The sequence below is a fragment of the Rhizobacter sp. AJA081-3 genome (assembly GCF_017795745.1).
Lineage (GTDB): Bacteria > Pseudomonadota > Gammaproteobacteria > Burkholderiales > Burkholderiaceae_C > Piscinibacter.
Genome location: NZ_CP059067.1, coordinates 3064699 through 3081850 on the forward strand (window position 1 = coordinate 3064699; position 17152 = coordinate 3081850).

Below are 17152 nucleotides of genomic sequence, written 5' to 3' on the forward strand. Positions count from 1 at the left end.
CGTGCGCGCCTGCGCCATGACCGAACTCGCGAAATCCTTCGAACCCGCCGCCATCGAAGCCCATTGGGGCCCGCTGTGGGAGAAGACCGGCGCCTACCGCCCCACCCTGGATACGAGCAAGCCCTCGTTCTCCATCCAGCTGCCGCCGCCGAACGTGACGGGCACGCTGCACATGGGCCACGCGTTCAACCAGACCATCATGGACTCGTTGACGCGCTACCACCGCATGCGCGGCTTCAACACGCTGTGGGTGCCGGGTACCGACCACGCCGGCATCGCCACGCAGATCGTCGTCGAGCGCCAGCTGCAGGAGGCCGGCATCAGCCGCCACGAGCTCGGCCGCGAGACCTTCCTGAAGCACGTGTGGGACTGGAAGCACAGCTCGGGCGCGACCATCACGCGGCAGATGCGCCGCATGGGCGACAGCGTGAGCTGGGAGCACGAGTACTTCACGATGGACGAGAAGCTCTCGACCGTCGTCACCGACACCTTCGTACGGCTGTTCGAGGAAGGCCTGATCTACCGCGGCAAGCGCCTGGTCAACTGGGATCCGGTGCTGATGTCGGCCGTCTCCGACCTCGAGGTCGAGAGCGAGGAGGAAGATGGCTCGCTGTGGCACATCGCCTACCCGCTGACCGACGGCTCCGGGCGGCTCGTCGTCGCGACGACGCGCCCCGAGACCATGCTCGGCGACGTGGCCGTGATGGTTCACCCCGAAGACGAGCGCTACACCGCGCTGATCGGCAAGACGGTCCGCCTGCCGCTGTGCGACCGCGACATTCCCGTCATTGCCGATGCCTACGTGGACCGCGAGTTCGGCACCGGCGTCGTCAAGGTCACGCCGGCGCACGACACGAACGACTACGCGGTCGGCCTGCGCCACGGGCTGCCGATCATCGGCGTGCTCTCGCTCGATGCGAAGGTGAACGACAACGCGCCGGCTGCCTACCGCGGGCTGGATCGCTTCGTCGCGCGCAAGAAGGTCGTCGCGGACCTGGACGCACTGGGCCTGCTCGTCGAGGTGAAGAAGCACAAGCTGATGGTGCCGCGTTGCGCGCGCACCGGGCAGGTGGTCGAGCCCATGCTCACCGACCAGTGGTTCGTCGCCACCACCAAGCCGGGCGCGAACGGCAAGAGCATCGCGCAGCAGGCCATCGAGGTGGTCGAGAACGGCTCGGTGAAGTTCGTGCCCGAGCAGTGGGTGAACACCTACAACCAGTGGATGAACAACATCCAGGACTGGTGCATCTCGCGCCAGCTCTGGTGGGGCCACCAGATCCCGGCCTGGTACGGCATCGACGGCGAGGTGTTCGTCGCGCGCAGCGAAGACGAGGCGCGCGCCAAGGCGACGAAGGCCGGCTACGCCGGGCCGCTGCAGCGCGACCCCGATGTTCTGGACACCTGGTACTCGTCGGCGCTGGTGCCCTTCTCGACGCTGGGCTGGCCGGCGAAGACGGTCGAGCAGGACCTGTTCCTGCCCTCGTCGGTGCTGGTCACCGGCTTCGACATCATCTTCTTCTGGGTCGCCCGGATGATCATGATGACGGTGCACTTCACCGGGCAGGTGCCGTTCCGCCATGTCTACATCCACGGCCTGGTGCGCGACGCGCAGGGCCGCAAGATGAGCAAGAGCGAAGGCAACGTGCTCGACCCGGTCGACCTGATCGACGGCATCGCGCTGCCGCCCCTGCTCGACAAGCGCACCACCGGACTGCGCCGCCCCGAGACCGCGCCGCGCGTGCGCAAGGACACCGAGAAGGAGTTCCCCGACGGCATCCCGGCCTTCGGCGCCGATGCGCTGCGTTTCACCTTCGCCTCGCTGGCCAGTCTCGGCCGCAACATCAACTTCGACAGCAAGCGCTGCGAGGGCTACCGCAACTTCTGCAACAAGCTCTGGAACGCCACCAAGTTCGTGCTGATGAACTGCGAAGGGCAGGACTGCGGTCTCAAGGAACACACCAAGGCGGAATGCGCGCCCGGCCAGCCCTTCCACGGCTACCTGAGCTTCTCGCAGGCCGACCGCTGGATCAGCGGGGAACTGCAGCGTGTCGAGGCAGCGGTGGCGCAGGGCTTCGCCGACTACCGGCTCGACAACGTTGCCACCGCCATCTACACCTTCGTGTGGGACGAGTATTGCGACTGGTACATCGAGATCGCCAAGGTGCAGATCGCCAGCGGCACCGAAGCACAGCAGCGCGCCACGCGCCGCACGCTGATCCGCGTGCTGGAGACGGTGCTGCGCCTGCTGCACCCGATCACGCCCTTCATCACCGCCGAGCTGTGGGGGAAGGTCGCGCCGGTCGCCGGCCGGCATGTGCCGCAGGGTATCGTCAACGCGCCCTACCCGCAGGCCCAGCTCGACAAGGTCGACCCGGCGGCCGACGCCTGGGTCGCCAAGCTGAAGGACCTGGCCGGCGCCTGCCGCGCGCTGCGCAGCGAGATGAGCCTGTCGCCGGCCCAGCGCGTGCCGCTGCGCGCCTGCGGCGACAACGCCTTCCTGCGCGAGGCGTCGCCGATGCTCACCGCGCTGGCCAAGCTCGCCGAGGTGCAGGTGTTCGACGACGAGGCCGCGTTCACCCAGGCCACGCAGGCGCTGCCGGTGGTGGTGCGCGGCGAATCGCGCCTGGCGTTGCATGTCGAGATCGACGTGGCCGCCGAGCGCGAGCGCCTGTCCAAGGAGATCGCACGCCTGGAGGGCGAGATCACCAAGGCCACCGCGAAGCTCGCCAACGAGGGTTTCGTTGCGCGCGCCCCGGCCGCCGTGGTGGCGCAGGAGCGTCAGCGCATCGCCGACTTCACGTCGACACGGGACCGTCTGCGAGATCAGCTGGGACGCTTGGGTCCGTCGGCCTGAAGTCCCGGTGCGGCTGCGGTGCCGTGGCGAGCAGCTCGTCGATGCGCCGGGCCACGGCCCAGGCGCTGCGCAGGCGCGATTCGCGCGTGGTGCTGGCCACGCGCGGCGTGATCTGCAGGGTGCTGATGCCGGCCAGCGGGCGGCCGCTGTCGAGCGCGCCGGGCTCCAGGCTGTCCAGCCAGGCCGCGGCGACACGGCCGCTGGCCAGCACATCGGCCAGAGCCTTCTCGTCGAACAGCGCCGAATGCGCCGTGCTGACGATCACCTGGTTGGGTTTGCAGAAGGGCAGGAATCGGTCGCCCAGCAGGCCCTGGTAGCGGCTGAAGTAGGTGAGTTGCACGCACACTGCATCGCACACTTCGAGCAGCTCGCGCAAACCCATCGGGCGCACGCGCCAGCGTTCCCACACCGTGTCGGTGGCGTGCAGCGAAGGGTCGTAGCCCACCACCTTGGAGCCGAAGGCACCGAGCAGCTGCGACATCGAGCGCGCCGCCGGCGGCATGCCGATCAGGCCCACCGTCGCGGCACCGAGCTCGCGGCCGACCAGCATGCCGTCGCTGCCGACCACCGGCACGCGGCGCAGCATCGACAGCAGCGCGCCGATCATGAACTCGGCCTCGGCCTGCGCGCTGGCCGTCAAGCTGCGCACCACCTCGACGCCGGCGCGCGCGCAGGCATCGAGGTCGATGTTCTCGGCGCCGGCGCTCACGCGGCCCACGGCGCGCAGCATCGGCGCGTAGTGCAGCGCCTGCGCGTCGATGGCGGCGCTGGGAGGCACGATGATGGCGCGCACGTTGTACAGCGACTGCCGCAAGGCACGCGGCTCGCGCGCCAGCTCAGGGGCGAAGCGCACCGCGTGCCGTGACTCGAGCCACTGCATCACTTCGCTTTCGAGCGGTTCAATGACGAGGAGATCCATGCGTGTGTGTGGTGCGGCGAACCGTCTTCGTCATCATCCCCGTGCCAGAATTCGGCAAACCTGAGGGCATTGTAAGTAAATGAAAGTCAACAAGGCGATCTTCCCCGTGGCCGGCCTCGGTACACGCTTCCTGCCGGCCACCAAGGCCCAACCCAAGGAGATGCTGCCTGTCGTCGACAAGCCGCTCATCCAGTACGCCGTCGAAGAAGCGTATGCCGCCGGCGTTCGCGAGATGATTTTCGTGACCGGCCGGCACAAGCGCCCCATCGAAGACCACTTTGACATGACCTTCGAGTTGGAGGTAGCCCTCGAACAGGCGGGCAAGCAGGACCTGCTGGACGTGGTACGCAGCGTCAAGCCGGACGACATGGAGTGCATCTACGTGCGCCAGCCGCAGGCGCTGGGCCTGGGCCATGCGGTGCTGTGCGGGCAGCGTCTGGTCGGCAACGAGCCCTTCGCCGTGCTGCTGGCCGACGACCTGATGGTCGGCGAAAAGCCGGTGCTGCAGCAGATGACCGAGGCCTATGCCGAATGGCGCACCTCGATCCTGGCAGTGCAGGAGGTGCCGGCCGAGCACACCCGGCGCTACGGCATCGTGGCCGGCAACCCGGTCAACGACCGCATGATCGACATCCAGCGCATCGTCGAGAAGCCGGCGCCGGAGGATGCGCCTTCACGCCTGGGGGTGGCCGGGCGCTACATCCTCACACCGGGGGTTTTCCACGAGATCATGAACCAGCCGCGCGGCGTGGGCGGCGAGATCCAGCTCACCGATGGCATCGCCGGGCTGCTGCGGCGCGAGAAGGTGTTTGCCTACCGCTACGACGGCAAGCGCTATGACTGCGGCAGCAAGGAAGGATTCCTGCAGGCCAACGTCGAACTGGCGCTGGCCCACCCGCTGCTCGGGCCGGGCTTCCGCGAGTACCTGAAGACGCTGAAGCTCTGAGCCGCGCCGCCGTTCAGCGGCGACGCAGGAAGTGGATGAACTCGTCGTTCGCCGACGATTGCTCCACCAGCTCGTTGCCGGTCTGGCGCGCGAAGGCCTGGAAGTCGCGCAGCGAGCCCGGGTCGGTGGCCACGACCTTGAGAACGTCTCCGCTCTTCATGTCGGCCAGGGCTTTCTTGGCCTTCAGGATGGGCAGCGGGCAGTTCAGGCCGCGGGTGTCGATCTCTTTCTGGGCGTCCATGGCGATCCTCGGAGGGAGACGAATTCTAACTAGACCGGCCGCGGCGGCAGGTCGATGAACTGTGGCACAAACCCGCGCCCGCGCAGCCAGTCGGCCAGCGCGTAGCCGGTGCCGGCGGGCCAGCAACGCACCGCCTCGGGTGGGAAGAGCCGGTATTCAGCGAGCTCCGGCGACAGGTGGATCGGCCCATGTGCGAGCACGTGGTAGGCGATGATCACCTGGTTCATGCGCTGGAAGTCGTAGACGCCGATCAGGTCGACGGCATCGACCTGCACCGAGGTCTCTTCCAGCACCTCGCGCGCGATGCCTTCCTGCGGCGTCTCGCCGGCCTCCATGAAGCCGGTGATCAGCGCGAACATGCGGCCCGTCCAGGCCGCGTTGCGCGCCAGCAGGATCTGCCCGCCCTGGTCGGCCATCTCGATGACGGCGGCGAGCACCGGCGTCGGGTTGTTCCAGTGCGTCCACTCGCAGGCCGGGCAGCGCAGCCGCTCCTTGGGGCCGCCGTCTTCCTCGCGGGCCAGCCACTGCAGCGGCGTCGCGCAGGCGGGGCAGAAACGGAAGGCGGGCGGAGCGCCGCTCATGCCGGGAAGACCCCGGTGGACAGATAACGGTCGCCACGGTCGCAGACGATGAACACGATGGTCGCGTTCTCCACCTGCCGTGCCACCTGCAGCGCCACCCAGCAGGCGCCGGCGGCCGAGATGCCGGCGAACAGACCCTCCTCGCGCGCCAGTCGCCGCGCCATCTCCTCGGCATCGGCCTGGCTCACCGACACCGTCTCGTCGACCCAGACCGGGTCGTAGATCTTCGGCAGGTATTCCTGCGGCCACTTGCGGATGCCCGGGATGCGCGAGCCTTCGCTGGGCTGGGCGCCGATCACGCGCACGTCGCCGTTGCGCTCTTTCAGGTAGCGCGAGGTGCCGGTGATGCTGCCGGTGGTGCCCATGGCGCTGACGAAGTGGGTGACGCGCCCGTTCGTGTCGCGCCAGATCTCCGGGCCGGTGGTCTCGTAGTGCACGCGCGGGTTGTCGGGGTTGGCGAACTGGTCGAGCACGCGGCCCTTGCCGTCCTTCTGCATCTGCTCGGCCAGGTCGCGCGCGTACTCCATGCCGCCCGAGCGCGGCGTGAGGATCAGCTCGGCGCCGAAGGCCTTCATGGTCTGCGCACGCTCGATCGAGAGGTCCTCCGGCATGATCAGCAGCATGCGGTAGCCGCGCATCGCGGCAGCCATCGCCAGCGCAATGCCGGTGTTGCCCGAGGTGGCCTCGATCAGCGTGTCGCCCGGCTTGATCTCGCCGCGCTCCTCGGCGCGGCGGATCATGCTGATGGCCGGGCGGTCCTTCACCGAGCCGGCCGGGTTGTTGCCCTCGAGCTTGCCCAGGATGACGTTGCCGCGGCGCTCGTTGTCGGCACCGGGCACGCGCACGAGGCGCACCAGCGGGGTGTTGCCGATCACGTCTTCCAGCGTCGGATAGCGGGGTGCAGCGTGGCTCATCGTTCCTCCTCGCGGCCATTGTCGCAGGGCCGCCCGCGCCCCGCAGGGCGCGTGACATAATCCGGCCCCTCCAAGGCCTACCCAGCGCCCGCACCTGCCGGAGTGGCGAAATCGGTAGACGCAGCAGACTCAAAATCTGCCGAGGGCAACCTCGTACCGGTTCGATTCCGGTCTCCGGCACCACCTCCTCCAACCATGCCCGCACTGCCGCCCGTCACCCAAGCGCTGCTGCTCATCAACGTAGCCTTGTTCGCGGCCGATGCGCTGCTGGGGCACCTGCTCAGCGCGCTGTTCGCGCTGTGGCCGATCGGGCCGAACTTCATGCCCTGGCAGGTGGTGACCTACGCATTCCTGCACGGCGACTTCTTCCACCTGTTCTTCAACATGCTGGGGCTGTGGATGTTCGGCGCCGAACTCGAGCGCATCTGGGGCACCAAGCGCTTCATCCAGTTCTATGCCGCCAGCGTGCTGACCGCGGCGCTGTGCCAGTTGCTGGTCAACGCCCTGCTCGACTCGCGAGTCCCCACCGTGGGCGCCTCGGGCGGCTTGTTCGGCCTGCTGCTGGCCTTCGGCATGATGTTCCCGAACCGAATCATCATGCCGCTGTTCCCGCCGATCCCGATGAAGGCCAAGGTCTTCGTCGCCGTGTTCGGTGGCCTGGAACTGTTCTTCGGCGTGACCGGCACACAGTCGGGCGTGGCGCACTTCGCCCACCTCGGCGGCATGCTCGGCGGCTTCCTGATGATCCGCTACTGGCGCGGCCAGTCGCCGTTCGGCCGGCGCTGAGCGTTCGGCGCGGGGCCGCTTACGGCCCTTTACGGAAGTTCGACGACTGCTGTGCGGGTTGCGTTGGGCGCGTCAAAGGCACGCCCGGGCAGGCTACGGCGCTTCGCCTCGGCGGTCGGTGCTGCGCACCGACTCCCCTGCGATGCTCGGTCTCATGGCCCCGTCGCCGAACTCACTCCGCGACCTGCGGTCGCTGCGTTCGGACAGCGTCGACGAGTCAGAAGACGAAGCGCGCTGCGCGCGCGGCCACGAGCCCTCCGCTTCTCGGCACCTCAGAGGCGCGCCTTCGCCTGCCCGGGCGCGCCTTTGCTGAACCAGCGGTGGAATGCGGTCCGAGCAGAACCACGGGAGGACTTCGCGGCAGGCGCTGCCCGCGGGGGGCGATTTCTGTGGCGACGAGAAGCGCAGCACCGGGGTCGGCGCGCGAGAGCGCGCTTCGTGAACTGACTTGCCGCGGCTGTCTGAACGTAGCGACTGCAGGGAGCGTAGTGAGTTCGGCGGCACGACCCCGGGGCGAGCATCGCAGTGGAGTCGGCCTGCAAGGCCGACCGCCACAGCATGAGCCCCCCGCGGGCAGCGCCTGCCGCGATGCTCGAACGAAGCACGAAGCGGGCATCCCCGAACTTCCGCAACGGGCCGCAAGCGCCTTCTGACCAGCCTCGCGGCGCCTTCGCTTCGGTCTGAGCGATCGATCGACTTCCCGCAAAGCCCCTGGGCTTTGCACGGTCGGCGCGAAGGATCATGCTGCGGGAAACCGTCGTCCGCTGGAGTTCGCCATGGCCTTCCTGCCGCTGTGCCGCCTCGCCCTCGCCTCGCTGGTGGCCCTGCTGGCCAGTCTGTCGCCACCGGCGGCCGCACAGCCGCCGACGGAGGCTTCGGCCGGCGACGCACAGGCTCGGGCCGAAGCGCTGGATCGAGCGAGGTCGGCGATGGTGGCCGTCTTCAGCGAGGCCGTCGACGAGGCCGGCTCCATCGCCACGCTGGGCGCGCTGCGCCGCGGCTCGGGCGTGGTGATCGGCGACGACGGCCTGGTGCTGACGATCGGCTATCTCATCCTCGAAGCCGAACGGGTCGACCTGGTCGTCGAGGGTTCGCGGCGCGTGCCGGCCCGCGTGGTGGCCTACGACCTGGCCTCCGGTTTCGGATTGCTGCAGGCGCTAGCGCCGCTGCGCGTGGCGCCGGTCGCGCTCGGCCGCTCGAGCGGCATGAGCAGCGACGAGCCGCTGATGGTGGCCAGCGGCGGCGCCGAGGGCGAGCTGAGCCTGGCGCGTCTGGTGTCGCAGCGTGCCTTCTCCGGCTACTGGGAGTACCACATCGACACGGCACTGTTCACCGTGCCGCCACGCACCGACCACAGTGGCGCAGGCCTGTTCAATCTCGACGGCGAGTTGCTGGGCATCGGCTCGCTGGTCGTCGCCGACGCCATGGGCCCGGGCGCGGGCCGGCTGCCGGGCAACATGTTCGTTCCGGTCGACTTGCTCAAGCCCATCCTTGCCGAGATGCGCGCGCGTGGCGCGTCGCGGGGCAGCACGCGCGCGTGGCTGGGCCTGAACTGCGCCGAGAGCGAAGGCGAGGTGCGCGTGTTGCGCGTCACCCGCGAGAGCCCGGCCGAATTGGCCGGCGTGCAGCCGGGCGACCGCATCCTGCGCATCGACGGCGCCGAGGTTGGCGCGCTCGAGACGCTCTACAAGACACTGTGGCGCGACGGCGCCGAGCGCGACGTGCTGCTGACCATCCGCCGTGGCGGCGAGGTCCAGACGCTCACCGTGCACGCGCTCGACCGCATGAAGACCCTGCGAACGCCGCAGGGCATCTGATCCTGGCGCGCCAGGATCAGGCCAGCAACCCGGTGTGCGCCGTCGGGTAGCGCAGCTTCAGGCGCAGCTCGCGCTTGAGCCGCCGGTTGTCGAGCCGGCGCGATTCGCTCATGAAGCTCAGCAGCATCGGCGAAAGCTGTTCGCGCGCCTGCTCGCGCGTGATGCGCGGCGGCTTCGGCAACCCGCACAGCCCGGCGGCGAGGTCGAAGTAGTCGCCCATCTTCAGCTCGGTGTCGTCGCTCGCGTGCACGATGCGCTGCGGCATCCCGCGGTACAGCGCGGCCACGCAGGCACGCGCCAGGTCGTCGGCGTGGATGTGGTTGGTGTAGACGTCGTCCTGCGGCGCCAGCGCCGGCGTGCCGCGCGCCAGGCGCTCGCGCGGGTGGCCTCCTGCGCGGTCGCCTGCGTAGATGCCGGGGATGCGCAGCACTGTCAGGCAGGTGCCGAAGGCACGTCCGTGCCAGCGCAGCCGTTGCTCCGCATCGACGCGGCGCCGCGCGCGGTCGGTCGCCGGCGCGACGGCACGCGTCTCGTCGATGAAGGCGCCACCGCAGTCGCCGTAGACGCCGCTGGTGCTGCCGTAGACGATGCGCCGCACGACACCGCGCCGCGCCAGCGCCTGCAGCAGGTGCGCCGTGCGCGGGTCGCTCGCGCCCTGCAGCGGGGGCGGCGCGAGGTGCAGCACGGCGTCGGCCAGGCCGGCGGCTCGCTGCAGCGTGGCCGGCTGGTCGAGGTCGGCCACCAGCGGCACGATGCCCGCGGCGCGCAGTTCGGCACAGCGCGCCGGGCTGGAGGTGATGCCGATCAGGCGCCAGCGGTCGCGCAGGAGCTTCGCCACGCGCAGGCCGACGTCGCCGCAGCCAACGATCAGCAGGGTCGGTCGCCGACGGTGCACAGGGGAGGTACAGGCCAGGGTCATGGGGCTGCGGGCACAATTCGTGGTTTCGCTCTCGCACCGAGTCTAAGACCCGCACCATGTCCTTCACCGTGACCGTGCAGCCCAGCGGCCGCAGCTTCTCCGTCGAACGCGACGAACCCATCCTCTACGCCGCCATCCGCCAGGGCATCGGCCTGCCCTACGGTTGCAAGGACGGCGCCTGCGGCTCCTGCAAGTGCAGGCTGCTCGAAGGCCGCGTGATCCACGGCGTGCACCAGGCGAAGGCACTGTCGCACGAGGAAGAAGCCGCCGGCTTCACGCTGACCTGCTGCGCGGCAGCGCAGACCAACGTGGTCATCGAGGCGCGCACGGTGCCGGGCGCCGGCGAGTTCCCGGTGCGCAAGATGCCGGTGCGGGTGATGGCCAAGGCACGGCCGGCGCCCGACGTCGCGGTGCTGACGATGCAGCTGCCCGCCAACGACCCGCTGCGCTACCACGCCGGCCAGTACGTCGAGTTCATCCTGCGCGACAACGCGCGGCGCAGCTACTCGATGGCCAACGCGCCGCACACCCAGACCGACAAGCCCTTCATCGAGCTGCACATCCGCCACATGCCCGGCGGCAAGTTCACCGACCACGTGTTCGGCGCGATGAAGGAGAAGGAGATCCTGCGCATCGAAGGCCCCTTCGGCAGCTTCTTCCTGCGCGAAGACAGCGACAAGCCGATCGTGCTGCTGGCCAGCGGCACCGGCTTTGCGCCGATCAAGGCGATCGTCGAGCACATGGAACACAAGGGCCTCACGCGGCCGGCGGTGCTGTACTGGGGCTGCCGCAGCCGGGCCGACCTCTACCTGCACGACTGGGCGCTACAGGCCGCGGCGCGGCTGCCGAACCTGCGCTACGTGCCGGTGCTCTCGGAGCCGAAGCCGGAAGACGCCTGGACGGGCCGCACCGGTTTCGTCCACCAGGCGGTGATGGCCGACCTGCCGGATCTCTCGGGTCACCAGGTCTATGCCTGCGGCGCGCCGGTGATGGTGGACTCGGCGCAGCATGATTTCGTCGAACGCTGCGGCCTGCCGGCCGACGAGTTCTACGCGGACAGTTTCACTTCGGAGTTGGACAAGCATGGCAAGACGGCGTGAGATCCTGACCCTCGGCCTGGCGACAGTCGCCGCACCGGCCTTCGCGCAGAGTGCGAAGCCGATCCGCCTGATCGTGCCCTACCCGCCCGGCGGGCCGCTGGACATCGTCGCGCGCGCGCTGGCCGACAAGGTCAGGGACAGCCTGGGCACCGTGGTCGTCGAGAACAAGCCGGGCGCCGGCGGCAACCTCGGCGCCGACCTCGCTGCCAAGGCCGCACCCGACGGATCGACCATCGTGATGGGGGCGGTGGCCACGCACGCCATCAATCCCTGGCTGTACACGAAGATGCCCTACGACGCGCTGCGCGACTTCACGCCAATCACCGGCGTGGCACAGGTGCCTAACGTGCTGGTGATGAACCCGGAAGCGGCCGACAAGCTGGGCGTGAAGAGCGTCGCCGACCTGGTCGCCTACGCGAAGAAGAACCCCGGCAAGCTGAACTACGGCTCGGGAGGCAACGGCAGCGCCGGGCACCTGGCCGGCGAGATGTTCAAGGCGCAGGCCGGCGTGTTCATGGTCCACATCCCCTACGCCGGCGCCAACCCGGCGCAGCTCGCGCTGCTGTCGGGCCAGGTCGACCTGAACTTCGACAACCTCGCCGCCGCCTCGGCCAACATCAAGGCCGGCAAGCTGCGCGCTCTGGCGCTGACCACCGCGAAGCGCTCGGCCACGGTGCCCGAGCTGCGGACCATCGCCGAGAGCGGCGGCGCGCTGGCCGGCTTCGACATCCACACCTGGTTCGGCCTGTTCGGCCCGGCCAGGCTGCCGGCCGATGTGACCATGAAGCTGAACAAGGCCTTCGTCGAGGCGCTCGCCTCGCCCGAGCTGAAGGCCCGGCTGGCCACGCTGCTGGCCGAGCCGATGGGCAGCTCGCCGGAAGCCTTTGCCGCCTTCGTCAAGGCGGAGAACGTCAAGTACGAGAAGGTCGTGAAGGCCAGCGGCGCGAAGGTGGAGTAGCGGTCACTCGCCCAGGTAGGCGGCGCGCACGCGCGGGTCGTCGAGCAGCGACTTGGCCTCGCCGCTCATCGTGACCTCGCCCGAGTCCATCACGTAGCCGCGGTTGGCCAGGCCGAGCGCGCGGCTGGCGTTCTGCTCGACCAGCAGGATGGTCGTGCCGCGGCTGTGGATGTCGGCCACCACCTCGAAGATCTTGTCGACCATGATGGGCGACAGGCCCATCGAGGGCTCGTCGAGCAGCAGCACCTTGGGCTTGGCCATCAGCGCGCGGCCCATCGCCAGCATCTGCTGCTCGCCGCCGCTCATCGTGCCGGCGAGCTGGTTGCGGCGCTCCTTCAGGCGCGGGAAGATGGCGAACACCTTCTCGACATCCGATTCGATCTCGTTGTCGTTGCGCACGAAGGCGCCCATCTGCAGGTTCTCGGTGATGGTCATGCGCGCGAAAACGCCGCGACCTTCCGGCACCATCACCAGGCCCTGCTTGACCAGGTCCCACGAGCCCCGGCCCTTGATGCTCTTGCCCAGGTAGCGGATCTCGCCGCCGGCCGGCGGCTGCGTGCCGGTGATGGCCTTCAGCGTGGTCGTCTTGCCCGCGCCGTTGGCGCCGATCAGGCTGACCAGTTCGCCCTCCTTCACCTCGAAGGTGACCCCCTTGACGGCCTGGATGCCGCCGTAGGCGACCTTCAGGCCCTGCACTTCCAGAAGCGTGTTTGCCATGTCTGCCTCAATGCGCCTTGTGACCGGCGCCGAGGTAGGCCTCGATCACCTTCTCGTTGCGTTGCACTTCCGCGGCGTTGCCTTCGGCGATCTGCTTGCCGTAGTCGAGCACGGTCACTCGGTCGCACAGGCCCATCACCAGCTTCACGTCGTGCTCGATGAGCAGGATGGTGCGGCCGTCGTTGCGGATGCGGTCGATCAGCTCGCGCAGCACCACCTTCTCGGTGGCATTCATGCCGGCGGCGGGCTCGTCCAGCGCGATCAGCTTGGGGTCGGTGGCCAGCGCGCGGGCGATCTCCAGGCGCCGCTGGTCGCCGTAGGAGAGCGTGCGCGCCTTGAACTCCGAGTACTTGCCGATGCCCACGTAGTCGAGCAGTTCCTGCGCGCGCTGGGCGATCGCGGCCTCCTCGGCCTTGAACGCGCCGGTGCGGAACACGGCGCCGATCAGCCCGGAGTGGCTGCGCACGTGGCGGCCGACCATCACGTTCTCGAGTGCCGTCATCTCGGCGAACAGGCGGATGTTCTGGAAGGTGCGCGCGATGCCGGCCTTGGCCACGTCGTGCACCGCGGTGGGCTTGTAGGGCGCGCCGCCGAGCTCGAAGGTCCCGGAATCGGGCGTGTACAGGCCGGTGATGACGTTGAAGAAGGTCGTCTTGCCCGCGCCGTTGGGGCCGATCAGGCCATAGACCTGGCCCTTGGTGATGGTGATGCCGACGTCCGACAGGGCCTGCAGGCCGCCGAAGCGCTTGGACACGCCCGCCACTTTCAACACGATGTCGCTCATGGCTGGCTCCTCACTTCACCGTGACCGGGGTGGGCGCGGCCTTGCCGTGCTCGGGCGAGGGCCACAGGCCGCGCGGGCGCGCCAGCATGATGGCGATCATCGCCAGCGCGATCAGCAGCTGGCGCAGGATCGATGCGTCGAGGCGGCCGTCGGTCATCTGCTGCAGCGGCCCGGCGACGTAGCGCAGCACCTCGGGCAGCGCCGCCAGCATCACCGCGCCGACGATCACGCCGGGGATGTGGCCGATGCCGCCGAGCACCACCATCGCGACGATCATCACCGACTCCTGCAGGCTGAAGGCCTCGGGCGTGATGAACGACTGGTAGCCCGCGAACATCACGCCGGCCACGCCGCCGAAGGTGGCGCCCATGCCGAAGGCGAGCAGCTTCATGTTGCGGGTGTTGATGCCCATCGCCTTGGCGGCGATCTCGTCCTCGCGGATGGCCATCCAGGCGCGGCCGATGCGGCTGCGCTCGAGGCGGTAGCAGATCACCACGCTGGCCACCACCAGCGCCAGGAAGACGTAGTAGTAGTTCGTCACCGGCGGGATCTCGAGGCCGAAGAGCACGTGCTTCTGGCCCAGGTCGAAGCCGAAGAAGTGCATCGAGTCGATCGGCCCGATGCCCTTGGGCCCGTTGGTGATGTTCACCGGGTGGTCCAGGTTGTTCAGGAACACGCGGATGATCTCGCCGAAGCCCAGCGTCACGATCGCCAGGTAGTCGCCGCGCAGCCGCAGCGTGGGCGCTCCCAGCAGCACGCCGGCCAGGCCGGCCACGCCCGCGGCGAGCGGGATGACCAGCAGGATCGGCAGGTGCAGGCCGTTCGGGAACATCGCGGCGATGGCCGGGAAGGTCTCGGTCAGGTGGCCACTGGCCAGCAGCCCGAAGATGTAGGCGCCCACCGCATAGAAGGCCACGTAGCCCAGGTCGAGCAGGCCGGCGTAGCCGACCACGATGTTCAGGCCCAGCGCCAGCAGCACGTACAGCAAGGCGATGTCGATGATGCGAACCCAGGCGTTGCCGAACAACTGCGCGACCAGCGGCAGGATCAGCAGCGCCACCGCGGCGGCGAGGAAGACGGGAAGTTTGTTGTCCTTCATGGGGTGCTCTCCTTCAGGCCCGGTCCGCCACGCGCTCGCCGAGCAGGCCCGAAGGCCGCAACGTGAGCACGAGGATGAGCACGATGAACGCGAAGATGTCCTGGTAGTGGCTGCCCAGCACGCCGCCGGTGAGCGCGCCGATGTAACCCGCGCCCAGCGCCTCGATGATGCCCAGCGCGATGCCGCCCACCATCGCGCCAGCGAGGTTGCCGATGCCGCCGAACACCGCGGCGGTGAAGGCCTTCAGCCCGGGCAGGAAGCCCATGGTGTGCGAGGCCGAGCCGTAGTTGGCGGCCCACATCACGCCGGCGATCGCCGCCAGCGACGCGCCGATGATGAAGGTGGCCGAAATCACCATGTCGGGGCGCACGCCCATCAGGCCGGCCACGCGCGGGTTCTCGGCGGTGGCGCGCATCGCACGCCCCAGCTTGGTGTAGTTGACCAGGTACATCAGGCTCGCCAGCGTGACCGCCGTGATGACCAGGATGAGGATCTGCACCGTGTTGATGACCGCGCCGAACACGTTGATCGGCTCGGTGGGCAGCAGGATGGGGTACGACTTGATGGTCGGCTTCCAGATGATCATCGCCAGCGTCTGCAGCAGCAGGCTCATGCCCATGGCAGTGATCAGCGGAGCCAGGCGCGGCGCGCTGCGCAGCGGCCTGTAGGCGACCTTCTCGATGGTGAAGTTCAGCGCCGAGCAGATGACGATCGCCGCCACCAGCGAGATCAGCATGATCAGCCATCCGGGCAGGCCCGAGCCGGACAGCGCCGTCACGATCGTCCAGCTGACGAGCGCCCCGACCATCAGCACCTCGCCGTGCGCGAAGTTGATCAGGTTGATGATGCCGTAGACCATCGTGTAGCCCAGTGCCACCAGCGCGTACATGCTGCCGAGCACCAGACCATTGATGATCTGCTGGATGAAAGTCTCCATCGAGGAATCTCCTGCAGGACTCTGCTTTATCGATCGGGCCACCTTGTTCGAGGCGGTGGCCTCGGCGGGCGGAAGCTTGCGCACCACCCGGGCGCTTTCACTCTAGTAGCAAAAAGCCCGCCGCATGGGGTGCGTCGGGCCTGGCTTTCACCTAAGGGTTTGGCGTTGGGGGCGCATTCTAGGGCTGCGCCTCTAGGCAGATCCTACGGAGTTTCCACAAGTGAGCACCTCGAATAGAACATGATGAGCGCCTCTCACCGACGTTTCTTCGCCGCTTCGTTCAAACGGCGCAATTCGTCCAATTTCTCGCCGATGCGGATCTCCAGACCGCGCGGCACCGGCTCGTAGAAGCCTGGCGGCTGCATGCCCTCGGGCCAGTAGTCCTCGCCGGCGGCGAAACCGCCCTCCTCGTCGTGGGCATAGCGGTAGCCTTTGCCGTAGTCGAGGTTCTTCATCAGCTTCGTCGGCGCATTGCGCAGGTGCAGCGGCACCGGACGGGTGCCATCGGCTGCGATGAAGGCACGCACCGCCTTGTAGGCCGTGTAGACGGCGTTGCTTTTCGGCGCCACGGCGAGGTAGACCACCGCCTGCGCGAGCGTCAGCTCGCCCTCGGGAGAGCCCAGGCGCTCGTAGGTCTCCGCCGCGTCGAGCGCCATGCGCAGCGCGCGCGGGTCGGCCAGGCCGATGTCCTCGCTGGCCATGCGGATCAGGCGGCGCGCCGCGTAGCGCGGATCGACACCGCCGTCGAGCATGCGCACGAACCAGTACAGCGCCGCGTCCGGGTCGCTGCCGCGCACCGACTTGTGCAGCGCCGAGATGGTGTCGTAGAACTGCTCGCCGCCCTTGTCGTAGCGGCGCAGCTGCTCGCCGAGAGACTTCTCGAGCATGGGTTCGTCGATCTCGGCCACCGCGCCGAGCATCGCGACGAGGTTCTCGTAGGCATTGAGCAGGCGGCGCGCGTCGCCGTCGGCGTAGCCGATCAGCCGCGTGGCCGCAGGCTCGCTCATCGGCGGCGCCTGCAGCATCGCCCTTGCCCGCTCGAGCAACGCGAGCATGTCGTCGTCGCTCAGGCTCTTCAGCACGTGCACCGTGGCGCGCGACAGCAGCGCGGAGTTGACCTCGAACGACGGGTTCTCCGTGGTCGCGCCGATGAAGGTGAACAGGCCTGATTCGACGTGCGGCAGGAAGGCGTCCTGCTGGCTCTTGTTGAAGCGGTGCACTTCGTCGACGAAGACCACGGTGCGCCGGCCCTGGGCCTGCACGGCCTGCGCGCGCTCGACGGCCTCGCGGATGTCCTTCACGCCGCCGAGCACCGCCGAGATGGCGATGAACTGTGCGTCGAAGGCGGTGGCCACCAGCCGTGCCAGCGTGGTCTTGCCCACGCCCGGCGGCCCCCACAGGACCATCGAGTGCAGCCGCCCCGACTCGAAGGCCGCGCGCAGCGGCTTGCCCGGGCCGAGCAGGTGCTGCTGGCCGATCACGTCGGCGAGCGTGGCCGGGCGCAGCCGTTCGGCCAGCGGTGCGCCGGCGGGCAGCTCGGGGGCGGGCGGCTCCAGCGGAAGGTCGAGCGTGGACATGGC

The 17152-nt window shown here is 68.8% G+C and carries 16 protein-coding genes and 1 tRNA gene; 7 read left to right on the forward strand and 10 right to left on the reverse strand.

All coding sequences use genetic code 11. The annotated features are described in order from the left end of the window. Positions 1-16: 16 nt before the first annotated feature. Entirely contained in the window at positions 17-2854 is a 2838-nt protein-coding gene (locus HZ992_RS14485) for a valine--tRNA ligase (RefSeq protein ID WP_209382543.1), read from the forward strand. Here HZ992_RS14485 and HZ992_RS14490 read toward each other — a convergent pair. Then, entirely contained in the window at positions 2796-3773 is a 978-nt protein-coding gene (locus HZ992_RS14490) for an NAD(P)-dependent oxidoreductase (RefSeq protein WP_209382544.1), read from the reverse strand. The two genes, HZ992_RS14485 and HZ992_RS14490, sit on opposite strands and share 59 nt — an antisense overlap. 79 nt (positions 3774-3852) lie before the next feature. On the opposite strand from HZ992_RS14490, the gene galU reads away from it, so the two are divergent. After that, on the forward strand, positions 3853-4719 hold the full coding sequence (gene galU, locus HZ992_RS14495) for a UTP--glucose-1-phosphate uridylyltransferase GalU (RefSeq protein WP_209382545.1): 867 nt from the start codon (positions 3853-3855) through the stop codon (positions 4717-4719). 13 nt (positions 4720-4732) lie between these two features. On the opposite strand, the gene HZ992_RS14500 is transcribed toward galU, so the two are convergent. The 3 genes from HZ992_RS14500 to cysM are packed head-to-tail and all read right to left on the reverse strand — an operon-like array spanning position 4733 to position 6455. Continuing rightward, the gene (locus tag HZ992_RS14500; protein WP_209382546.1) at positions 4733-4960 is read right to left on the reverse strand and encodes a sulfurtransferase TusA family protein; all 228 of its coding nucleotides are present in this window, start codon (positions 4958-4960) and stop codon (positions 4733-4735) included. Positions 4961-4989: 29 nt separating this feature from the next. Then, the gene (locus HZ992_RS14505) at positions 4990-5541 is read right to left on the reverse strand and encodes an NUDIX hydrolase (protein ID WP_209382547.1); all 552 of its coding nucleotides are present in this window, start codon (positions 5539-5541) and stop codon (positions 4990-4992) included. Continuing rightward, positions 5538-6455 (reverse strand): cysteine synthase CysM, encoded by a 918-nt coding sequence (gene cysM / locus HZ992_RS14510; protein ID WP_209382548.1) that lies wholly within the window; start codon positions 6453-6455, stop codon positions 5538-5540. Before cysM ends, HZ992_RS14505 begins: the two co-directional genes overlap by 4 nt. 96 nt (positions 6456-6551) lie before the next feature. Between cysM and HZ992_RS14515 the strand changes: the two genes are divergently transcribed. From HZ992_RS14515 to HZ992_RS14525, 3 genes are all read left to right on the forward strand, one after another. Then, positions 6552-6638: transfer RNA gene (locus tag HZ992_RS14515), tRNA-Leu, on the forward strand. Positions 6639-6650: 12 nt separating this feature from the next. Next, positions 6651-7241, forward strand: a complete 591-nt coding sequence (locus HZ992_RS14520; RefSeq protein ID WP_209382549.1) for a rhomboid family intramembrane serine protease — start codon at positions 6651-6653, stop codon at positions 7239-7241. 776 nt (positions 7242-8017) lie between these two features. Further along, on the forward strand, positions 8018-9058 hold the full coding sequence (locus tag HZ992_RS14525) for a S1C family serine protease (RefSeq protein WP_209382550.1): 1041 nt from the start codon (positions 8018-8020) through the stop codon (positions 9056-9058). 16 nt (positions 9059-9074) lie between these two features. Here HZ992_RS14525 and HZ992_RS14530 read toward each other — a convergent pair whose 3' ends face one another. After that, on the reverse strand, positions 9075-9977 hold the full coding sequence (locus HZ992_RS14530; protein ID WP_209382551.1) for an SDR family oxidoreductase: 903 nt from the start codon (positions 9975-9977) through the stop codon (positions 9075-9077). 56 nt (positions 9978-10033) lie between these two features. On the opposite strand from HZ992_RS14530, the gene HZ992_RS14535 reads away from it, so the two are divergent. Together HZ992_RS14535 and HZ992_RS14540 are read left to right on the forward strand one after the other, a co-directional pair. After that, a complete protein-coding gene (locus tag HZ992_RS14535; RefSeq protein ID WP_209382552.1) occupies positions 10034-11077 on the forward strand; it encodes a CDP-6-deoxy-delta-3,4-glucoseen reductase in 1044 nt (347 codons plus the stop codon). Then, positions 11061-12035 (forward strand): Bug family tripartite tricarboxylate transporter substrate binding protein, encoded by a 975-nt coding sequence (locus HZ992_RS14540; protein ID WP_209382553.1) that lies wholly within the window; start codon positions 11061-11063, stop codon positions 12033-12035. Before HZ992_RS14535 ends, HZ992_RS14540 begins: the two co-directional genes overlap by 17 nt. A 3-nt stretch (positions 12036-12038) precedes the next feature. On the opposite strand, the gene HZ992_RS14545 is transcribed toward HZ992_RS14540, so the two are convergent. From HZ992_RS14545 to HZ992_RS14565, 5 genes are all read right to left on the reverse strand, one after another. Further along, the gene (locus HZ992_RS14545; protein ID WP_209382554.1) at positions 12039-12752 is read right to left on the reverse strand and encodes an ABC transporter ATP-binding protein; all 714 of its coding nucleotides are present in this window, start codon (positions 12750-12752) and stop codon (positions 12039-12041) included. Between the two features lie 7 nt (positions 12753-12759). Further along, the gene (locus HZ992_RS14550; RefSeq protein ID WP_209382555.1) at positions 12760-13536 is read right to left on the reverse strand and encodes an ABC transporter ATP-binding protein; all 777 of its coding nucleotides are present in this window, start codon (positions 13534-13536) and stop codon (positions 12760-12762) included. Positions 13537-13546: 10 nt separating this feature from the next. Further along, positions 13547-14635: a branched-chain amino acid ABC transporter permease gene (locus HZ992_RS14555; protein ID WP_209382556.1), complete on the reverse strand. Its 1089-nt coding sequence runs from the start codon at positions 14633-14635 to the stop codon at positions 13547-13549. A gap of 13 nt (positions 14636-14648) precedes the next feature. Further along, complete coding sequence (locus tag HZ992_RS14560) at positions 14649-15572, reverse strand: branched-chain amino acid ABC transporter permease (RefSeq protein ID WP_209382557.1); 924 nt, start codon at positions 15570-15572, stop codon at positions 14649-14651. 254 nt (positions 15573-15826) lie between these two features. Further along, on the reverse strand, positions 15827-17149 hold the full coding sequence (locus tag HZ992_RS14565; protein WP_209382558.1) for a replication-associated recombination protein A: 1323 nt from the start codon (positions 17147-17149) through the stop codon (positions 15827-15829). Positions 17150-17152: the final 3 nt, after the last annotated feature.